Below are 17,864 nucleotides of genomic sequence, written 5' to 3' on the forward strand. Positions count from 1 at the left end.
AGCCGATGTAGGCGTCGGGCCTGACGATCACGACCTCACCGGAGGGGTGGGCCGAGGCCGCGTTCGCTGTGAACGCGCCGTCGTAGGCCTCGGCGCTGTCGAGGACGGCGAACCTGCCGCAGTGCAGGGACTCGTAGAGGCGGGTGCCGTCGGCGAGGTCGATGTCCTTGGCGCGCTTGCCCACCAGGTGGTGCTCGCCGTGGGCGTGCGGGTAGTGGATGGCGATGCCGCTGATCATGCCGGTGGCCTTGCGCATGACCGTCTTGAGGCGCAGGGCGGTGCCGATGGCGACGCCGCGCACGGCCTGGGCGACGCGGGAGCGGTTGGCGGCCACGCGGACCAGGGCGCCGCTGGAGCGCAGGACCTGCTCCCCCACCGGGTGGCGTTCGGCCTCATAGGTGTCGAGGAGCGCGGGGTCGGCGCCGCGCAGGACGGCCGCGAGCTTCCAGGAGAGGTTGGCCGCGTCCTGGAGGCCGGTGTTCATGCCCTGGCCGCCGGCCGGGGAGTGGCAGTGCGCGGCGTCGCCGGCGAGGAAGACGCTCCCGGCGCGGTAGGTCGGGGCCTGGCGCTCGTCGGAGTGGAAGCGGGAGGCCCAGCGCGCGTCGTGCATCCCGAGGTCGGTGCCGAGCGAGAGCTTCATGGCGGTGCGGATCTCCTCGAGGTCGACCGGCGCGTCGTCGGGCTGCTGGTCCGCGGCGTTCCAGGCGATGACCCGCCAGTAGCCGTCGCCGAAGTCGGCGACGAAGCAGAACGCGCCGTCGGCCCCGGCGGTGAGCGGGTTCCGCGCGGGCGGCTCGGCGAGCTTCACGTCCGCGAGCATGATCGATTTCAGGACCGCCTCGCCGGGGAAGGGGATGCCGACGGCCTCGCGCACGGCCGAGTGCACGCCGTCGGCGCCGACGACGTACGCCGTGGTGAAGTCGCCCTCCTCGGTGCGGACGGTCGCCCGGCCGTCGGCCTGGTCGATGCCGGTCACCTTGCAGCCGTAGTGGAACGCGACGCCGGCCCGCTCGGCGCGCTCGCGCAGGACCCGCTCGACGTGGTACTGCGGGGTCATGAGGACGCAGGGGAAGCGGGTGTCGAGGTGCTTGAGGCTCAGGGCGGCCTTGCCGAAGAGGAAGAGCTCGTCGAGCTTGTTGCCGCCCAGGGCGAACAGCCTGTCGGTGAGGCCGCGGACGTCGAGGGCCTCGAGGGTGCGGGCGTGGACGGCGAAGGCGCGGGAGAGGTTCGAGATCTCGGCGCCGCGCTTCTCGAGCACGGTCACGTTCACGCCGGCTTCGGCGAGGTCGCCCGCGAGGAGCAGTCCGGTGGGTCCGGCTCCGACGACGATGACTTCGGCTTGCTGGGACATGACGTCCTCCTTGGGGGTGGCCCGAGGCGATTAATTCATCACCTGATGAATTAACGATAGGGCAAAGAGCGCCCCAAGGGAAGCCCTTGGGGCGCCTTGTGATCCAGGCGATATCGGGCCGCGGAAACGGCTCAGGGCCGCGGGAGGTGAGCAACCCGCGGCCCTGTATCGTACTGCCGAAGAAAGGTTAGCATAACCTAACTTCTTCATTCAAGCGGTGCTCACCAGCGCAGGAACGCGCCGACGCCGCCCGCCTTCTCGTCGATCTGCACGCCCTCGCTCAGGATCGACACCCGCGCGTCCGAGGCCAGCGCCATCTCGATCATCGCCTCGCCCAGTTGGGCGTCCGCGACGGCGCCGGCGAGCTCGGGCTCGACCGGGGCGATCGCGTCCGCGAGGACCGTCCCGTCCGGGATGCGGCGGCCGCTCCACACCGAGTCGCGCTCGATGATGAGGCGGTCCACCCGGCCGTCCTGGAGTGCCTCGAGCACGGCCCCGGAGCCCGCGACGGTCTTGCGCGGGGACTCGGCGAAGTCCTCGGTGAGGCGTGCGTCCCGGGCCGCGCGGGCGGTCGCGATCTCGGGCGCGAGGGCTTGCTGGATCTGCGCGGGCGTGGACTGGCTGAGCACCAGTTTCGAGGGCACGACCTCGGCCTTGAACCCGTTGAGCGACTTGGAGGAGGCCTCGACGAGTTCGGGTTCGCCGGAGATGACGAGCTGCTCCCAGCCGAAGGTCGCCACGTGCTCCTCCAGGGTGGAGTGGGCGGCGGCGAGGAACTTCTGCAGGTGCTCGGCGATGCGGTAGTCGAACAGGTCGTGCTGGTTGTTCGCGCTGATGCCGTCGCGTCCGCCCCAGGCGGAGCGGGTGGCGCTGGGGCCCTTCATGACCCGCCATTCGGCGGTGTCGAGCGCGAAGTGGAGTCCGGAGATCTCCTCGCACTTGCCGAAGCGGCTGTCGAGCAGCCGCATGCCCTTGCCGTCGACGACGGCGATGCCGGTCGGGGAGCCCTCGGCCCAGGCGCCGAACATCGGGGCGATGTGGGAGCGGGGGGCGAGGACGACCCGGTCGGTGAGCGGCGTCTGCATCTCGACGCCGTAGGTCTGGCCGCTAGCGAGGCCGACGAACAGGGCGCGGCCGATACCGGGGGCGCCGGGGCGGACGAGCTGCTCGAGGTCGAGCTTGAGCTCCTCCAGCCGGCGGCCGAGCGCGGCGCGCGTGCCGTTGTCAACGGCTTCGTGCAGTTGCTTGAGGCCCTGGTCGAGCCGGGTCTTCCAGGGCGGCTGGGAACCTTCCTGCCGGGGGTCGGCGTTGACGTAGAGCGAGAGCACGCCGGTGTCGTCGCGCAGTTTCACCAGCCTGAGTTGTGTCTCGCGGTCCATCGGCATGGCTATCGCCTCCTCGATCGAGCGGATTCGCCTCAGGATATTCCCGGAGGTTCCCGTTCGTGAAGGTTTCGCCAGTTACGCCTGAAAGGTTCTCAGATAGTGCAGCCGTCGGGGCCGCACGCCTCGGCGCCGTCGGCGCCGGTGATCGTGGTGATCGCCGGCCGCTTTTCGCCCCAAGCCTTTTCGAGGATCTCGGCGAACAGCTCGGTGGGCTGGGCGCCGGAGACGCCGTACTTCTCGTCCACGACGAAGAAGGGCACCCCGGTGGCGCCGAGCGCGGCCGCTTCGGCCTCGTCGGCGCGCACGGCCTCGCGGTAGGCGGCGGGGTCGTCGAGCACGGCGACGACCTCGTCCTTGTCGAGCCCGGCGGCGACGGCCACGTCGATCACGCGCTCGCGGTCGAAGATCGAGGCCTCGTCCGCGAAGTTGGCGGTGTAGAACGCCTGCCATGCCTCGGATTCGAGGCCGCGCTCGGAGGCGAGGTGCAGGAGGCGGTGCAGGTCGAAGGTGTTGCCGTGGTCGCGGCCCTCGGTGCGGTACTCGAGGCCTTCGGCCTTGGCGAGGTCGCCGAGCCGGTACTCCCCGGCCTGCGCCTGGGCCTGGCTCATGCCGTACTTCTTGACGAGCATGTCCACGACCGGGGCGGTGTCGCCCGGGGCGCGGTGCGGGTCGAGTTCGAAGGACCGGTGCCGGACCTCGACGTCGACCTTGCCCTCGAGCTGCTCCACGGCCTTGTCGAACCGGGCCTTGCCGACGTAGCACCACGGGCAGGCGATGTCGGACCAGATGTCCACGCGTAGCTTTTCCACGAACCCCACAACACTTGAAGCTTCCACAGAATTCCGGCCTGTGCCGCACGCCATCCGCGCGCCCACGATGCGAACCGCCCCGCCACCCTCTCCTCGCGCCCAAGTCCCCGTTCAGGTACCCTTTCTCAGGCTCGGCGCGCTCCCGCGCGCCCTCCGGGTGCTTAGCTCAGCGGTAGAGCACCTCCCTTACAAGGAGGTGGTCACAGGTTCGATCCCTGTAGCACCCACTAACCTGATAACCCGGACATTCGGATGGTTACGCCTCATGCCGAATGATCCGGGTTTGGTTATCAGTGGTTAGGGCCGAACTTCCGCGTCGAGCTGGCGGTCCGTCACAAGGGGCTGATCGACTACAGGCAATCCGAGTTCGTGGCCTCCTCACCCCGGGTCGCCTGCGCGCTTCCCGAATGCGCCGATCGCACCATCCAGCTCGTACCGTCCTGGGCCGATCTGACGCTCTCGATTATCCTCGCCCTGGCATTTGTGGCCGCCATTGCAGCGTTCGTGCTGCGAGTGTCTCGACGTCCGCGCACTTCGCATCAGCATCGGAGGATTCATGGATGCCGCCCCGGATGAGTTCGATGCCCACCAGCCCCGGTTGCTCGCTGTCGCCTACCGACTGCTGGGGTCGGCGGCTGATGCCGAAGACGCCGTCCAGGATGCGTACCTGCGGTGGCAGGGGGTCGATCGTGCGGGCATCGAGGTGCCGGAGGCGTGGCTGGTCAGGACTGTCGCGAACCTGTGCATGGACCGGCTGGGGTCGGCACGGGTGCGGCGGGAGCGGGTTTTCGAGCATTTGCCGGAGCCGGTGTTCGACGGGGACCCGATGCTTGGGCCCGCCGAGACCGCGGTGCAGCGGGAATCGGTGTCGCTGGCGGTCTTGCAGTTGATGGAGCGGCTGACGCCGACCGAGCGGGCGGTGTATGTGCTTCGGGAGGCCTTCGGCTACTCGCATAAGGAGATCGCCGAGATGCTGAGCGTCTCGGAGGCCGCCAGTCAGCAGCATCTCCACCGGGCCCGGGCCCGCGCCTCCAGAGCGCCTCGGCAAGAGGTCGATCAGGTCGAGGCGCGGCGCGTGGTCGAAGCGTTCCTGGCCGCGGCCGCGACCGGGCGCATCGAGGCACTGGTGGCGATCCTCGCCGAGGATGCGACAGCGGTCTCCGACAGCGCCGGGCTACTCGACGAGCCGATTCGATACCTGGGTCGGGCGGCGGTCGCCGCGTACCTGCGGGCTGCGTACAAGCCGACCCCGGCCAAACACCGGCTCATCGGCGGCGCCCCCGCGATCTACGCGGACCTGGTCAGCGGCGCCCCGGCGGCGGTCGCGGTCATCGACGGCAAGGTCGTCGGTGTCATGACCGTCGAACTCGACGGCGGCGGCCGCATCGCCGCGTTGCGCAGCTACGCCGCCCCGGATCGCCTTGCGCGCCTGAGCGAGCGGTGGGCCCGCCGGGCGCACGGCGAGCCACTCCTCGCGGTTTGGTGAAGCACCGGCTGTGAAGCCGATCTCGATCCCTCCCCGGCTGTCAGGAATCGTCGTGCCTCCTTCGTCTAGTCGCATCACCGACACGAAGGAGCGCAGCCATGACGCACCGCATCGTCATTCTGGGGGCCGGATACGCCGGTCTGACCGCCGCCCGCAGGCTCGGCACCCTGCTCAAAGGCTCGGACGCCGAGATCGTTCTGGTCAACGACCGGACCGACTTCGTCGAACGCCTCCGCCTGCACCAGGTCGTCGCCGGGCAGGATTTGCCCCGCTACGAGTTGGCCGACCTGCTCCGCGGAACGGGCGTGCGACTCCAGTGCGCGCGCGTGGAGACCGTCGACGTGCACGGCCGCAAGGTGTTCGCCGACGGCGAGCCGATCGGCTACGACTCGCTCGTCTACGCCCTGGGCAGCGCGGGAGCCCCGCTACCGGGCGATGCACACGCCTGGAGCGCGGCCTCCCCGGTCGCGGCACTGCGTCTGCGGGGCAGGCTCGCCCGGGCCGCAGCCGGGGAACGTGTGCTCGTGGTCGGCGGCGGTCTGACAGGCCTGGAGGTGGCCTCGGAGATCGCAGAGGCCCGGCCGGACCTGTTGGTCGCACTGGTGACCTCGGGCGGGCTCGGCCACTGGCTCGTGCCCGGAGTGCGCACGCATCTGCGGCGCGGTTTCGAGCGGCTGGGAGTCGAAGTCCACGAAGGCGTCCGAGTCCGGGAGCTCACCGAGGACGGCGCGGTGTTCACCGATGCGACGCGCTTCGAAGCGGATATCGCGATCGGCGCCACCGGGTTCACCCCCAACCCGATCGCGGCCGATTCGGGACTCGAGGTGAACGAATGCGGCCAGATCGTCGTGGATCCTGCGATGCGCTCGGTCTCGCGTCCCGAGGTGTTCGCTATCGGCGACGCCGCCTGGGCGATGGGCCCAGCCGGTCGGCCCCTGCGAATGTCGTGCTCGTCGGGAATGCCGACCGGCTGGCTCGCCGCCGGACACCTCGCCGCCGAGATCGCCGGTCGCCGCCCGCCGATCGTCCAGATCCGGTACTTCCACCAGACGGTCAGCCTCGGCCGCCGCGACGCGGTGGTGCAGTTCGTGACCGCAGATGACCGGCCCAAACGCGGCTACCTGACCGGGCAGGCCGCAGCGCGGTACAAAGAGGCGCTGTGCCGGATCGCGGTGTGGAGCTTCAAGCACGACCTTCCAACGGGGCGGTGAATGACGGGACCGAATCCACATCAGACACGGCCGCCGAGGCCGATACCGGCCTTGGCGAGGACGTTGTACAAGTGGCGCAACGAGATGTGGTGAGCGGTGCGCGATCGGTACTCCAACGGCAAGCTAGTTCGCCGCAGCCGCTACGCCAGTCGCCACCCGCATCAGTGAAATCAACGGCAAGGCGGGGCGGGCCCGAAGCGGGCCCGCCCCGCCTGCCACAGCATCACAGCATGCAGGGGCTATCGACCGGCCTTCGCGATGCTCGCAAGCACAAGTCGGTCGGCACTGCGGCGGCTGATACCGAACTCAGCCGCCAGGTGCTTCTTGCAGGCCCCAGCCCGGACCGCCTCAATGAGGCGCTAGACCGAACTTCCGCGTCGAGCTGGCGGTCCGTCGCATGAGGATTGATCAAGTACGGTCATACCGTGTTCATGGTCGCCTTCTTCCTCCTCATGCCGGCGGCGCTGATCGCCTGCATACGTGCCGCGCGAGAAGCCGTGCGCGCCCGTCACGCGGGGCGGCCGAGGCCGCACTTCGACCTCCTCGCTGTGACTTTCGGGCTGCTCGGTCTGGCTCTGCCCGTACAGGCCTACGGGCAGTCGACGATGTTCTACTTCATGATCGACGAGCAATGCCCCGCCCGCGACGCGGGAGACTTCGTCGATTTCCAGGAACGCATCCTGCCGGTCAGCGGCGTCCTCGAATGCAGCGATCGCACCATCCAGCTCGTACCGTCCTGGGTCAATCCGGCGCTCTCGGTGCTCCTGACCCTGACACTTGCGGCTGCCATCGCGGCCTTGGCGCTGTGGCAGCGTGACCGCCGCCTCGGGCCGCAGCGGTGCGTCCGTGGCGGCCGGGAAGCTCCGCAAGAAGGCACTACGAGCCAGCAGGGACCTCATGCAAACCGTCTGCGTTGGGACGAGGTCAGCGACTGCTTCAACCCCGGCCTCATGGGGGCACTGCCTGATCTGCTGGTACCCGCGACCTCGGTCGACGACTGGCAATCGGTGCTCGATCTCATCGCCGAGCGCGGCTGGACGCACCAGTACTCCGAGGGGGCGAGAGTCCTTCCGGTCCCACGCGCGGAGACGATCTTGGCCCTCCCGCTGAATGAGGAGTGCGCGCAGTTGAAGGTCTGGCCGGCTGCCGAAGTGCTGGTGATCTTCCGGTTCCATTCACCGGAGGCGATCGATTTCGATGTCGATCTTCGTGAGCTCCAAGGCCAGCAGCGCCTGGACCTGTTCTGCGCGTTCCTGACCGAGATCGGACGGCGGCTGGGAAAGCGGGTGCTGATGGATGCCGAGGGAGGGGACGGTGCTCGTCCCGTGCTCGGGTACGAGGTTGCAAAAGACCGAGTGGTCGTGATGGCAAGCCCGTTCGTCAGGCGATAGACCGGCCCTACGGAAGATCCTTCAGGCGAAGGTCGCCTGCCCAGCTTTCGCAGCGGACTCGACCGGTCGCGAAGGTCAGGTCGAGACCGATGCGCCCGGTGAACGGTTCGTAGTCCTCCCGTGCGCCGAGGATGTCCTCCCCGAGGTGACTGCCGAACGGTGTCTCGCGGCCGCTCTCACGCACTTCGACGCGTCCTCCCTCGCCCAGGTCATAGCCTGCGTGCGGCTTGGACGCATCGACGATGAGGCACCAGTCCGAGCCGGTGGTGATCCGTATCGGCCCTTCGCGTTCAACGGTCAGCCACACGTCCAGCGGGTCCGTGGACCGACCGTCTGCATGCCAAGACCACGAGGCCGTGACCTTCACGAGGCGACACCCAATCAGGCGCTGGGGTGAGATCCCAGGACCGTGCAGGGCGCACTCGCTCGACTGTTCAAAGTCCATAAGCCACGCTATCGCCAGCCGTGGCGGCAGCGACATCCCGTCGCTATTGGACGTGGTCCAGGCGGGCACACGTTCGAGCCGCCCGTCGAGCCGACTCGCGGCCTCACCCCGAGAACGACCCTCGGGGTGAGGCCGGGTGTCAGTGGGTTGCGGTGGTGGTGGGCGGCGAGGTGAGTGCGGGTCCGGTTGTGCGGGTGGACCTCCAGATGATCGCGGTGATGACGATGACGGCGAGGGTGGGGATGAGTTTGGTGGGTGAGCCGGTGCCGGCGGAGCGGTCGGAGAGTGCGGCGCCGAGGTCGATGCGCAGCAGCGGTGCGCCGATGAAGGCGACGGTGTTGAGGAGGGCGTGGAGGACGATCGCGACCTCCAGGCCTCGGGGTCCAGAAGCGGTACTCGCTGAACGATTACCACGCCTCGTGGAGCAGCACGACCGGCGGCGGCTCGAGCATCTAGCCGCGAGGACGAGACGGGCCCGGCGGAAGACCGCCGGGCCCTTTGCTCTAGCGCTGCATGGCCTTCGCGGTGAGTTCGACCGAGCGGACGCGGTCGGGGACCTCTTGGGCGTGGTGGGCGGTGATGAGCTCGTCCGCGCGGACCTTGTCGGCGAAGTCCTCAAGGTAGGCGCGCACGTCCTCGGCGGAGCCAGTGGCCGTGTACTTCGTCATCGTCGAGAGCTGCTGCCCGCCCGCGGAGGCGAGGAAGGCGTCGATCTCGGCGTCGGTGTACTCGCGGCCGCCCTGGCCGCGGGCGATGAAGGCGCGGGCGCGGTTGCGGTAGGCGATCGCGCGCTGGGCCTCGGCCTCGTCGCGGTCCTCGGCGGCGAAGACGTTCACGCCGGCGATCACGTAGGGCTTGTCGAGCTGTTCGGAGGGTTGGAACTCCTCGCGGTAGGCGGCCACGGCCTCGAAGAGGGCGTCCGGCGCGAAGTGCGAGGCGAACGCGTACGGCAGGCCGAGCTGCGCGGCGAGCTGCGCGCCGAAGAGAGAGGAGCCCAGGAGGTAGAGGGGCACTTCGTTCTGGGGGACGGGCACGGACTGGACGCCGGGCACGCGGGACTCGCCGCGGAGGTACCCCTGGAGTTCGAGCACGTCCTGCGGGAAGGTGTCCGCGGAGGTCGCGTCGCGGCGGATGGCGCGCATGGTCGGGCGGTCGGTGCCGGGGGCGCGGCCGAGGCCGAGGTCGATGCGGCCGGGGAAGAGCGTCTCGAGGGTGCCGAACTGCTCGGCGATCACCAGCGGCGAGTGGTTGGGGAGCATGATGCCTCCCGCGCCGAGGCGGATGGTGTCCGTGTGCTCGGCGACGTGGCCGATGACGACGGCCGTGGCGCTGGAGGCGATGGTCGGCATGTTGTGGTGCTCGGCGTACCAGACGCGGCGGTAGCCGCTGCGTTCGGCGGCTCGGGCGAGTTCGACGCTCGCCGCGAGGCTTTCGCGCGCGGACCGTCCCGGCGCGATCGGCGCCAGGTCGAGGATCGACAGGGCTACGGGCATGAGGTGCCTCTTTCCGTCACAGGCTGCGGTGCAGGTCTTCGGTGAACGCGCGGATGCGCGCCTCGTCCCGGCGGTAGTAGATCCACTGGCCGCGCCGCGTGGCCTGGAGGAACCCGGCGCGCTGGAGGATCGCGAGGTGCGCCGAGACCGTGGAGGCGGAGGCGCCGGACTTCTGCTGGATCAGCCCCGCGCACACGCCGAGCTCCGCCGTGTCCCCGCACGGGAAGTTGGCCTCGGGCTCCTTGAGCCAGTTGAGGATCCGCAGGCGGGTCTCATTGGAGAGCGCCTTGCACTCGTCGAGCACGTCCACCGTCCTTCGGCATTTCGCTAATTTCCGAAACTATACCTTTCGGGCGTGGACGGCATCATGAGCCCGGTCACGGGTCAGTCGTGCGGATGCGGCTCGAGCGGCTTCGTCGTCGGGCCCTGGAGGACCGCGCCGCTGGTGGCGTACCGCGAGCCGTGGCACGGGCATTCCCAGGTGCGCTCGGCGTCGTTGAAGGCGACGATGCAGCCCATGTGCGTGCAGGTGGCCGAGACGATCTGGAGCCCGCCGTCCTCGTCGCGGTAGACGGCCCGCAGCCCGCCGTCGAGGCGCATGACCGCGCCTTCGCCGGGGCCGAGCTCGGCGGGGTCGGACGGGGCGGCGTGCGGGAGGCGGTCACCGAGGTAGTGCCCCATGACCTTGGCCCCGGCGGAGGCGAGCCGGCCGGCCTCCTTGAGCAGGTGGAACCGGCCCGGGTCGAACAGCCCTGCCCACGGCGGCGGCGTGCCCGCCATCGTGTCGGCGATGGTCCGCGCGGCCGCGACCCCGTTGGTCATCCCCCAGCCGCCGAATCCGCAGGCGACGTAGACGCCGTCCTCACCGGGCATGCGGCCCACGAACGGGACCCGGTCGGTGGTCGTGAAGTCCTGTGCGGCCCACCGGTATTCGATCTCGCCGACATCGAAACGCCCGGTCATCCAGGCACTGAGGCGGTCGAGCCGTCCGGTCGTGTCGGGGTCGCCGGGCGTGAACTTCTCGCCGGCGACGATGAGGAGCCGCCTGCCCTCGCCGTAGGGGGCGGTGCGCACCGAGCGCACGTGTTCCTCCTGCGTGAGGTACATGCCGCCGGGGTCGGCCGATGCGGCGATCGGCGCGGCCACGACGGGTTCGCGGCGGGGCGTCAGGCGCGCGATGATCTTCATCGGGGCGAACACCGGGAACTGGGTGGCCATCACGACCTCGTCGCAGCGGACCTCGCCGCCGCCCTGGACGGCGAGCACGTGGCGGCCCTCGTCCCGTTCCAGGCCGGTCACGCGCGACTGCTCGAAGACCTGCCCGCCGTGCGCGACCAGGTCGGCGGCCAGCGCGAGCAGGAACCGACGCGGGTGGAACTGGGCCTCGTTCTCGACCCGCACCGCGCCCGCGACCTCGTACGGGAGGCCGGTCTCGGTCGTGAACTCGGCGTGGAGGCCCGCGGCGCGCGCGGCCTCGGCCTCGTCGCGCAGAGCCGCGACCCCGTCTTCGGACTCGGCGTAGATGAACGACGGGGCCCGTTCCAGCTCGCAGTCGATGCCGAGTTCATCCGCGACGGCCGCGACGTGCTCGATTGCGCCGGTCTGCGCGTCCGCGTAGTTCCGGGCCGCGGCGGCGCCGAAGGCGTGTCGCAGATGCGAGTAGATCTCGCCGTGCTGGGCGCTGAGCTTGGCGGTGGTGTTGCCGGTGACGCCCGCGACGATGCGGTCGGCTTCGATCACGGCCACCGAGCGTCCCGCACGGGCGAGCTCCCAGGCGGTGCACAGGCCCGTGATGCCCGCGCCGATGACGGCGACCTCGGTTGCCACCCGGTCCTCGACGGGCGGGTACGCCGTCGCCTGCGTGGAGGCGATCCAGTAGGACTCGGGGGGGACCAGTGGAGCATTCATGGCCCCCGGGTACCCCGAGTGGGGCGGATCACTCCACGGGTTTGACGGGCTGGCGGAGGATCGTCTTGAGCTTGGCGGGGGCGGTGCGGCGGGCGTCGCTGAGGTAGATCTCGTGGTGGTCGCCGTTGAAGGTGAGCTTGTTGTACGGCAGGTAGTGCTCGTGGAGGCGCTGCAGGACGGGCGTCTCGGAGTCGTAGGAGCCGATGTGCAGGGTCTGGACGCACAGGCCCTCGGTGAAGGAGACGAGCCGCAGGCCCTCGAAGGCGGGGTTGGGGTGCTTCGCGGCGGCCTCGCCCGCGGCGGCCACGACCATCTCCTCGGTGATCCACTCGGGCTGGCCGATCATCATGGTCCACTCCCAGGCGCTCTTCTCGCGGGTGAGGAACACGGCGGGGTCGTCGGCGCGCCAGAGGCCTTCCATGGGGGCGACGACGAAGTCCCTGCCGAGGGTGCGCTTGCTGGCGAACTTCAGCGTGTAGGCCGTCCCGTAGAGGGCCGCGACGGCGTCGGCGTACGCGTCGGCGGTGTTGGGGTCGCCCTTGCCGTCGACGGCCAGGTAGCGGAACTCGGGCACCTCGACGACGGCGAACGCGTTGCGCGGCGGCGCGTAGAGCTGTTTGTAGGCCTTCTTGACGTCGTACTTCTCCATGCCCGCAGTGTCCCATCCGGGTACGACACGTCACGTCGAGAGGCGAAAGGGCGGGTTCAGATCGCGGTCGGGACCCGGGTGGTCACGAGGCCCACGTCGCCGAGGAAGCGCTCCAACGCGATCGTCGCGATGCCCGTGGCGACGGAGTTGCCGCGCACGGTGGAGACCTCGATGGCGAGGTCGGCGGCGGAGTCGCCGGGGGCCTCCTCGAGCACGCGGCGGCGCACGGCCGGGATGAGGTGGTCGCCCAGGGCCCAGGCGGTCCAGCCGGTCAGGGTGATCATCTCGGGGTTGACGATCGCGCAGAGGTCGGCGATCGCCGAGCCGAGGTACCGGGCGGTGAGTTCGAGGGTCTCGGTCAGCGCCGGGTGCGCCGGGGGTTCGAGGGCGGCCGCGAGCGCGCCGATGAACTCGCGCTGCATCGGCACGGAGGCGAGCGGGTGCTCGGGGGCGATCGCGGCGAGGGTCTGCTGGATGCCCGCCGCGCCCACGTAGGCCTCGACGCATCCTTTTCGGCCGCAACGGCATCCGCGGCCGTCGAGGGCGAGGAGGCTGTGGCCCCACTCCCCCGCGCCGTTCTGGGCGCCGCGCAGGATCGTGCCTTCGAGGACGATGCCGGCGCCGACGCCGGTGCCGAGGTTGACGGTGATCATGCTCTTGTGGCGCCGGCCCGCGCCGAACCAGAGCTCGGCGGTGGCGATGGCCTTGAGCGGGTTGTCGACGACCATCGGCAGGCCGATGCGCTCGCGGAGCCGGTCGACGTGCAGCCACGGCGCGTTCGGGACCACCACGGAGACCTCGGTCCAGCGCTGCATGCCGCCGGGGAGCGAGATGCCGACGCCGAGCACGTCGTCGCGGTCGGCGTGCGCGTTCTCGAGCGAGGCGTCGAGCGCCCGCACGATGCCGTCGATGACGTAGTCGTACTCGTCGTGGTGCTCGTCCGTGGCGACCTCGGCGGAGGCCAGTTCGTCGAGCGCGGAGTCGAACACGGTCGCGCGCACGTACGTCTCGGCGACGTCGACGCCCACGATGCGGCCGCGGTTCCCGTTGAGGCGCAGGGTGGTCGTGGGCCGTCCGATGCGCCCGCCGGTGCGGCGGGCCTCGGTGACGATGCCGCCTTCGAGCAGGTCGCTGACCACGGTGGCCACCGTGGCGTTGCTGAGGCCCGTCTCGGCGGCCAGGTCGCCCCGGCTCGCCTCGCCCGCCGCCAGCAGCGCGTGCAGCACGTCGAGCCGCGACTCGCTGCGGATGTCGCGCGAGGTGCGCCTGGTGACGGCCATGTGGACTCCTGGGTTCGCTACTGGGGTCGTGGGGGGGGGGGGGGGGGGGGGGCGGCGGGGCCGCCCGCCTGGCGCGGCCGCGCCCCGCCGGCGGTGCCGTGGACCAGCAGGCGCACCGCGCCGGTGTTCCATGATCCCGGACTCCAGAGTCGACCGGGGTCCCCGCCCGTGAACTTCGGCCGGGCCGCGTCGTCGAGCCAGACGCGTCCGAGCAGTTCGCCGCGCGCGAACGCGCTGACGCGCACCTGCCCGCCCTCGAACCGCAGGGAGCGGCCGCCGGGCGGGACGGGAACGTCGAGCCAGACCTCTTCGCCCGCACCGAGTTCGAGCGGGAGCACGACCTCGGTCCCGGCACTGTCCTTGGCGGACAGCGCGAGGAGGGCGTGGTCGGGCTGCGCCTCGACCTGCCAGTCTCGCACGGCCTCCAGGCGCAGCAGCGTCGCACCGCCGCCGTCGACCGGCCAGTGCGGCATGGTGATCGCGATCTCGTGGCCTTCGCCGGGGGCGAAGTGGACCCACGGGTCGTTGGGGCTCACGATGCTCGACGCGCCGTCCACGGTGATCTCGCAGGGCGTCTGGAGTCCATCGAGGTGCAGCGCGTAGTGGCTGGTGCCGTCCACGGGCAGGTCGCGCCGGTAGGTGACCGGGCGTCCGATCCGGGTGCTGCTCCAGCCCGCGAGGGTCCGCACGGGCGCCGGGTCGCCGGCCCACTGCTCGCCGCCGTCGACGGTCCACAGTGAGGCGATGTCCTCGCTCGCGGCGATCGCCCAGACGCGGCCGAGGCCGCGGAGCGACCCGATCGCGAGGCCGGGCAGGCGCGAGTCGTCGAAGTTCGCGTGGCCCCAGGTCTCCACGGTGGCGTCGAGGCGCGAGGCCCCGGCGACCGGGACACGGACCGTGGCACCGAAACGCGCGATGCTCGCCAGCGCGGTGCCGTCGAGGGCGAGGTCGACGATGTCGCCGGCGCCTTCGATGAGCAGTTCGCCGATGCCGTCCACGGCGGCCGCGTAGTGGGTGCGGCCGCGGTAGACGCCGATCTCCTCCGAGGCCGGGGGCCGCTCGTGCGCGGTGGTCTCGCCGGTTCGGGTCTCGAGTTCGAGACGCGTTGCGCTGGTGAGGATCTCGGGCTCGGGCAGGGCCGGGGCGATGACGCCCGCGGTGCCGTCGGGCGCGGGCACGTCCTCGGGGTGGTGGACCACGACGGTCCAGCGGTCCGCGCCCGAGGCGATCTCGGTGACGATCGATCCGCCGTGTGCGGGCGCGTCGATCGCGACGCGCTGCACGCCTCCGGCGCCTTCGAGCGCGATCGTGCTCGCCGTGCGGGCGGCGAACTCGAGGCCTTCGGGTCCGGCGGCGACGAGGTCGGCCGAGGCGAACCGGAGCGTGCCGGGGAGGCCGAAGCCCGCGAGCGGCAGGTCGCGCAGGACCAGCGCGCACGAGAAGGGCGCCAAGGCGATCGCGGTCTCGGGCAGGCCGTCCGCGGCCGCGAACACGGCCGTGCCGGGCTCGTCGCCGAGGTTCGGGACGCCGGTGAGCGTGCCGCCGCCGTCGAGCAGGAGCCGGGACGGGGAGTCGCTGGTCGGGACGTCGGCGCTGATCCCGTCGGCCGCGGCGGTGGTCGCGCGGGCGAGGGCCGGGCCGAGGGTGCGGGCGAGGGCCGCGAGCGTGCGGGCCTCGGCCGTCTCCGGGCGGGCCTCGCCCACCGGGGAGAGGTAGCCGCCGAAGTCGTAGTCGTGGGTCATGAACCCGCCGGGGTCGCCCCAGTTGCCGACCGAGGGCGTGTACCCGAGGTCGTAGCCGGAGGCCTGGAGGTACGGCGCGAGCAGGGTCGCGCCGCTCGCCATGAGCCTGCGCAGCGTCGTGTGGGCCCGGTTGGTCTCGGTGACGAGCAGCGGGAGTCCCTTGGCGCCCACGAGGTCCGCGTACCGGCGCACTTCGGCCTCGACGAACGGCGAGCGGTCGTCGGGGTAGAAGTTGAACGCCGGGGCGATGCCGTCGACCCCGCCGGTGGCGCCGATGAGGTCGCCCTGGCCGGCGCAGGCGACGAGCGGCACGTCGATGCCGTGGCCGATCGCCATGTCCCGCAGGGCGGTCAGGTAGGCGTGGCGGTCGTGCGTGTCGAAGAAGTCGAGCTCGTTCTCGAGCTGCACGGCCACGACGCTGCCGCCGCGGCCCCACTGGCGGGCGGCGAGGATCGGCAGGGCCTGGTCGAACCAGCGGCCCACGTGCTCGAGGAACTTCGGTTCCGCTTGGCGCAGTTCGAGTCCGTCTTCGAGCGCGAGCCAGGACGGCAGCGCGCCGCCGTCCCATTCGGAGCAGATGTACGGGCCGGGCCGGGCGATGACGGCGAGGCCGGCCTCGTGGGCGAGGTCGAGGAACGCGCCGACGTCGCGGCGGCCCTCGAAGTCCCATGCGCCGGGGGCGGTCTCGTGGAAGTTCCACGGCAGGTAGACGTCGATCGCGCGGTATCCGGTGGCGCGCACCTGCGCGAGCCGCGCCTCCCAGACCTCGCGGGGAAGCCGGAAGTAGAACAGCGACGCGCACAGCAGCGCTTCCTCGCGGTCGTCGAGGACGAGCCCAGAGCGTCCGAGCCGGACGGTCGCGGTGGACGGATCAGTCACTTCACACCAGCACTTCCACCTTGGAGGTTCATTTCGTACAGGTACTTCTGGCCGAGGTAGTAGATGACGATCATGGGCATGGTGAGGATGATCGACCCGACCATGACGAGGTTCCACGGCGGGAGCTGCATCTCGTTGCTCGTGCCCGTCATGTACTGCAGGCCCAGCGCGAGCGGCATCTGCTCTTCGGCGTTGAGGTAGATGAGCGGGCCCATGAAGTCGCCCCACGCGTGCGTGAGCGTGAAGATCGCGATCGCGGTGAGGATCGGCCACATCATGGGCAGGATGATCCGGCGGTAGACGCCGAAGTAGCCGAGGCCGTCCATCTGCGCGGCTTCGTCGAGCTCCCCGGAGATGCGGGAGACGAACTGCCGCACCAGGAACACGTTGAACGCGTTGGTGAAGAAGTTCGGGATGATGAGCGGCAGGTAGGTGTTGACCCAGCCGAGCTCCTTGAACAGCAGGAACTGCGGGATCATGGTGATCTGCGCGGGGATCATCATGGTGGCGAGGACGATCATGAACATGACGCCCTTGCCGGGGGCGCGCAGCCGCGCGAAGGCGTAGCCGACGAGCGAGGACGAGAGCACCTGGCCGACGGCGGAGAGGGTCGCGATGATGACCGAGTTGCCCACGAACCGCCCGACGGGCAGGCCGGTGGCGGTGAAGACCTCGGTGAAGTTGCGCCACTCGAACTCGCCCGGGATGACGGTGAACGCGTTCTGCGAGCTGGTGAGGTCGCTCGCGAGCGCGATCGAGATCATGAGGATGAACGGCACGAAGAAGATCGCCGAGACGACCAGCAGCACCGCGTAAGTGGCGGGCGAGGCCTTGAAGACCGAGAGGCCGCGGGTGGCGAAGTCCTTGTCGGGCTTGCCTTTCGAGTCGGCCGCGACCACGTGGTCGGGGCTTTCGGTGGCGAGTGCCATCAGCGCACCTCCGTCTCGTAGAAGACCCATTTGCGGGACGTGCGGAACGCGATCAGGGTGAAGGCCATGATCACGATGAAGAGCAGCCATGCGACGGCCGAGGCGTAACCGAAGTGGTAGAACTTGAACGCCTCGTCGAACAGCAGCGGCACCATGGTCTTGCTGGCGTTGTTCGGTCCGCCCGCGGTGAGGATGTACACCTGCGAGAAGATCTGGAACGCCCCGATCAGCCCCATGATGAGGTTGAAGAAGATCACCGGGGTGATCTGCGGGAACGTGACGGACCAGAACTGGCGCCACGGGCTCGCGCCGTCGATCTCGGCGGCTTCGTAGAGCTCGCGCGGGATGCCGTTCATCGCCGAGAGCAGGAGCACGGTCGCCCCGCCGGCGCCCCAGGCGGAGAGCACGATGAGCGCGGGTTTGACCCAGGACTCGTCGATGAGCCAGTTGGGCCCGTCGATGCCGAACCAGCCGAGCAGGTCGTTGAGCGGGCCCGAGGGCGCAAGGACCATCTTGAAGACCATGGCCGTCGCGACGAGCGGGACGAGCGTGGGCAGGTAGATGAAGGTCCGGAAGAGCTTGCGCCCGCGCACCCGCTTGTTGAGCAGGTTCGCCAGCCACACGCCGATGACGAGGCCGAGCGGGACGGAGACCGCCGCGTAGTAGAAGGTGTTCCACAGCGCCTTCCAGAAGACCGGGTCCTCGGTGAGCGCTTCGGTGTAGTTCTGCAGCCCGACCCATTCGGGCGGCGTGAACGAGTCCCACTCCGTCAGTGAGATGTAGACGGAGGCGATCATGGGGCCGAGCAGGAACCCGACGAAACCGATCAGCCACGGCGAGATGAAGAGCCAGAAGTACAGCGCTTCCTTCCTGCTGCGGCGGGACATCTTGGTGCGGGGGCGGGCC

The 17,864-nt window shown here is 70.2% G+C and carries 15 protein-coding genes and 1 tRNA gene; 4 read left to right on the forward strand and 12 right to left on the reverse strand.

The annotated features are described in order from the left end of the window. The 3 genes from O2L01_RS24030 to O2L01_RS24040 all read right to left on the reverse strand — a co-directional run. The coding region (locus tag O2L01_RS24030) for an FAD-dependent oxidoreductase (RefSeq protein ID WP_270124579.1) at positions 1-1,351 on the reverse strand (1,351 nt) is incomplete at its 3' end. Between the two features lie 221 nt (positions 1,352-1,572). Beyond that, complete coding sequence (locus tag O2L01_RS24035; RefSeq protein ID WP_270124580.1) at positions 1,573-2,736, reverse strand: VLRF1 family aeRF1-type release factor; 1,164 nt, start codon at positions 2,734-2,736, stop codon at positions 1,573-1,575. Positions 2,737-2,828: 92 nt separating this feature from the next. Beyond that, on the reverse strand, positions 2,829-3,530 hold the full coding sequence (locus tag O2L01_RS24040) for a DsbA family oxidoreductase (protein WP_270124581.1): 702 nt from the start codon (positions 3,528-3,530) through the stop codon (positions 2,829-2,831). A gap of 170 nt (positions 3,531-3,700) precedes the next feature. Between O2L01_RS24040 and O2L01_RS24045 the strand changes: the two genes are divergently transcribed. From O2L01_RS24045 to O2L01_RS25825, 4 genes are all read left to right on the forward strand, one after another. Next, a tRNA-Val gene (locus tag O2L01_RS24045) sits at positions 3,701-3,772 on the forward strand. Between the two features lie 329 nt (positions 3,773-4,101). Next, on the forward strand, positions 4,102-5,031 hold the full coding sequence (locus tag O2L01_RS24050; protein ID WP_270124582.1) for a sigma-70 family RNA polymerase sigma factor: 930 nt from the start codon (positions 4,102-4,104) through the stop codon (positions 5,029-5,031). 98 nt (positions 5,032-5,129) lie between these two features. Continuing rightward, on the forward strand, positions 5,130-6,242 hold the full coding sequence (locus O2L01_RS24055; RefSeq protein ID WP_270124583.1) for an NAD(P)/FAD-dependent oxidoreductase: 1,113 nt from the start codon (positions 5,130-5,132) through the stop codon (positions 6,240-6,242). Between the two features lie 950 nt (positions 6,243-7,192). Then, positions 7,193-7,633 (forward strand): hypothetical protein, encoded by a 441-nt coding sequence (locus O2L01_RS25825; protein ID WP_344469011.1) that lies wholly within the window; start codon positions 7,193-7,195, stop codon positions 7,631-7,633. Between the two features lie 7 nt (positions 7,634-7,640). Here O2L01_RS25825 and O2L01_RS24065 read toward each other — a convergent pair whose 3' ends face one another. From O2L01_RS24065 to O2L01_RS24105, 9 genes are all read right to left on the reverse strand, one after another. Next, a complete protein-coding gene (locus O2L01_RS24065; protein WP_270124585.1) occupies positions 7,641-7,940 on the reverse strand; it encodes a hypothetical protein in 300 nt (99 codons plus the stop codon). 641 nt (positions 7,941-8,581) lie between these two features. Beyond that, positions 8,582-9,571, reverse strand: a complete 990-nt coding sequence (locus tag O2L01_RS24070) for an LLM class flavin-dependent oxidoreductase (RefSeq protein ID WP_270124586.1) — start codon at positions 9,569-9,571, stop codon at positions 8,582-8,584. Between the two features lie 16 nt (positions 9,572-9,587). After that, complete coding sequence (locus O2L01_RS24075) at positions 9,588-9,881, reverse strand: ArsR/SmtB family transcription factor (RefSeq protein WP_344468948.1); 294 nt, start codon at positions 9,879-9,881, stop codon at positions 9,588-9,590. Positions 9,882-9,955: 74 nt separating this feature from the next. Beyond that, complete coding sequence (locus O2L01_RS24080) at positions 9,956-11,479, reverse strand: FAD-dependent oxidoreductase (RefSeq protein ID WP_270124588.1); 1,524 nt, start codon at positions 11,477-11,479, stop codon at positions 9,956-9,958. A gap of 28 nt (positions 11,480-11,507) precedes the next feature. Further along, on the reverse strand, positions 11,508-12,128 hold the full coding sequence (locus O2L01_RS24085) for a GyrI-like domain-containing protein (protein WP_270124590.1): 621 nt from the start codon (positions 12,126-12,128) through the stop codon (positions 11,508-11,510). Between the two features lie 56 nt (positions 12,129-12,184). Continuing rightward, positions 12,185-13,408, reverse strand: a complete 1,224-nt coding sequence (locus O2L01_RS24090) for an ROK family transcriptional regulator (RefSeq protein ID WP_270124592.1) — start codon at positions 13,406-13,408, stop codon at positions 12,185-12,187. A 17-nt stretch (positions 13,409-13,425) separates the two neighbouring features. Continuing rightward, positions 13,426-16,029 (reverse strand): beta-galactosidase, encoded by a 2,604-nt coding sequence (locus tag O2L01_RS24095; protein WP_270124594.1) that lies wholly within the window; start codon positions 16,027-16,029, stop codon positions 13,426-13,428. Next, a complete protein-coding gene (locus O2L01_RS24100; protein WP_270124596.1) occupies positions 16,026-16,958 on the reverse strand; it encodes a carbohydrate ABC transporter permease in 933 nt (310 codons plus the stop codon). Before O2L01_RS24100 ends, O2L01_RS24095 begins: the two co-directional genes overlap by 4 nt. Then, positions 16,958-17,845 (reverse strand): carbohydrate ABC transporter permease, encoded by an 888-nt coding sequence (locus O2L01_RS24105; RefSeq protein WP_270124598.1) that lies wholly within the window; start codon positions 17,843-17,845, stop codon positions 16,958-16,960. Before O2L01_RS24105 ends, O2L01_RS24100 begins: the two co-directional genes overlap by 1 nt. Positions 17,846-17,864 lie beyond the last annotated feature (19 nt).

This window comes from Glycomyces lechevalierae, from assembly GCF_027622945.1.
Classification (GTDB): domain Bacteria; phylum Actinomycetota; class Actinomycetes; order Mycobacteriales; family Micromonosporaceae; genus Glycomyces; species Glycomyces rutgersensis.

Coding starts and splice junctions, on each gene's coding strand:
- O2L01_RS24035 (WP_270124580.1), bottom strand. CDS start 2,736: ATGCCGATGGACCGCGAGACACAACTCAGGCTGGTGAAACTGCGCGAC.
- O2L01_RS25825 (WP_344469011.1), top strand. CDS start 7,193: ATGGGGGCACTGCCTGATCTGCTGGTACCCGCGACCTCGGTCGACGAC.
- O2L01_RS24105 (WP_270124598.1), bottom strand. CDS start 17,845: ATGTCCCGCCGCAGCAGGAAGGAAGCGCTGTACTTCTGGCTCTTCATC.
- O2L01_RS24050 (WP_270124582.1), top strand. CDS start 4,102: ATGGATGCCGCCCCGGATGAGTTCGATGCCCACCAGCCCCGGTTGCTC.
- O2L01_RS24070 (WP_270124586.1), bottom strand. CDS start 9,571: ATGCCCGTAGCCCTGTCGATCCTCGACCTGGCGCCGATCGCGCCGGGA.
- O2L01_RS24080 (WP_270124588.1), bottom strand. CDS start 11,479: ATGAATGCTCCACTGGTCCCCCCCGAGTCCTACTGGATCGCCTCCACG.
- O2L01_RS24100 (WP_270124596.1), bottom strand. CDS start 16,958: ATGGCACTCGCCACCGAAAGCCCCGACCACGTGGTCGCGGCCGACTCG.
- O2L01_RS24090 (WP_270124592.1), bottom strand. CDS start 13,408: ATGGCCGTCACCAGGCGCACCTCGCGCGACATCCGCAGCGAGTCGCGG.
- O2L01_RS24085 (WP_270124590.1), bottom strand. CDS start 12,128: ATGGAGAAGTACGACGTCAAGAAGGCCTACAAACAGCTCTACGCGCCG.
- O2L01_RS24055 (WP_270124583.1), top strand. CDS start 5,130: ATGACGCACCGCATCGTCATTCTGGGGGCCGGATACGCCGGTCTGACC.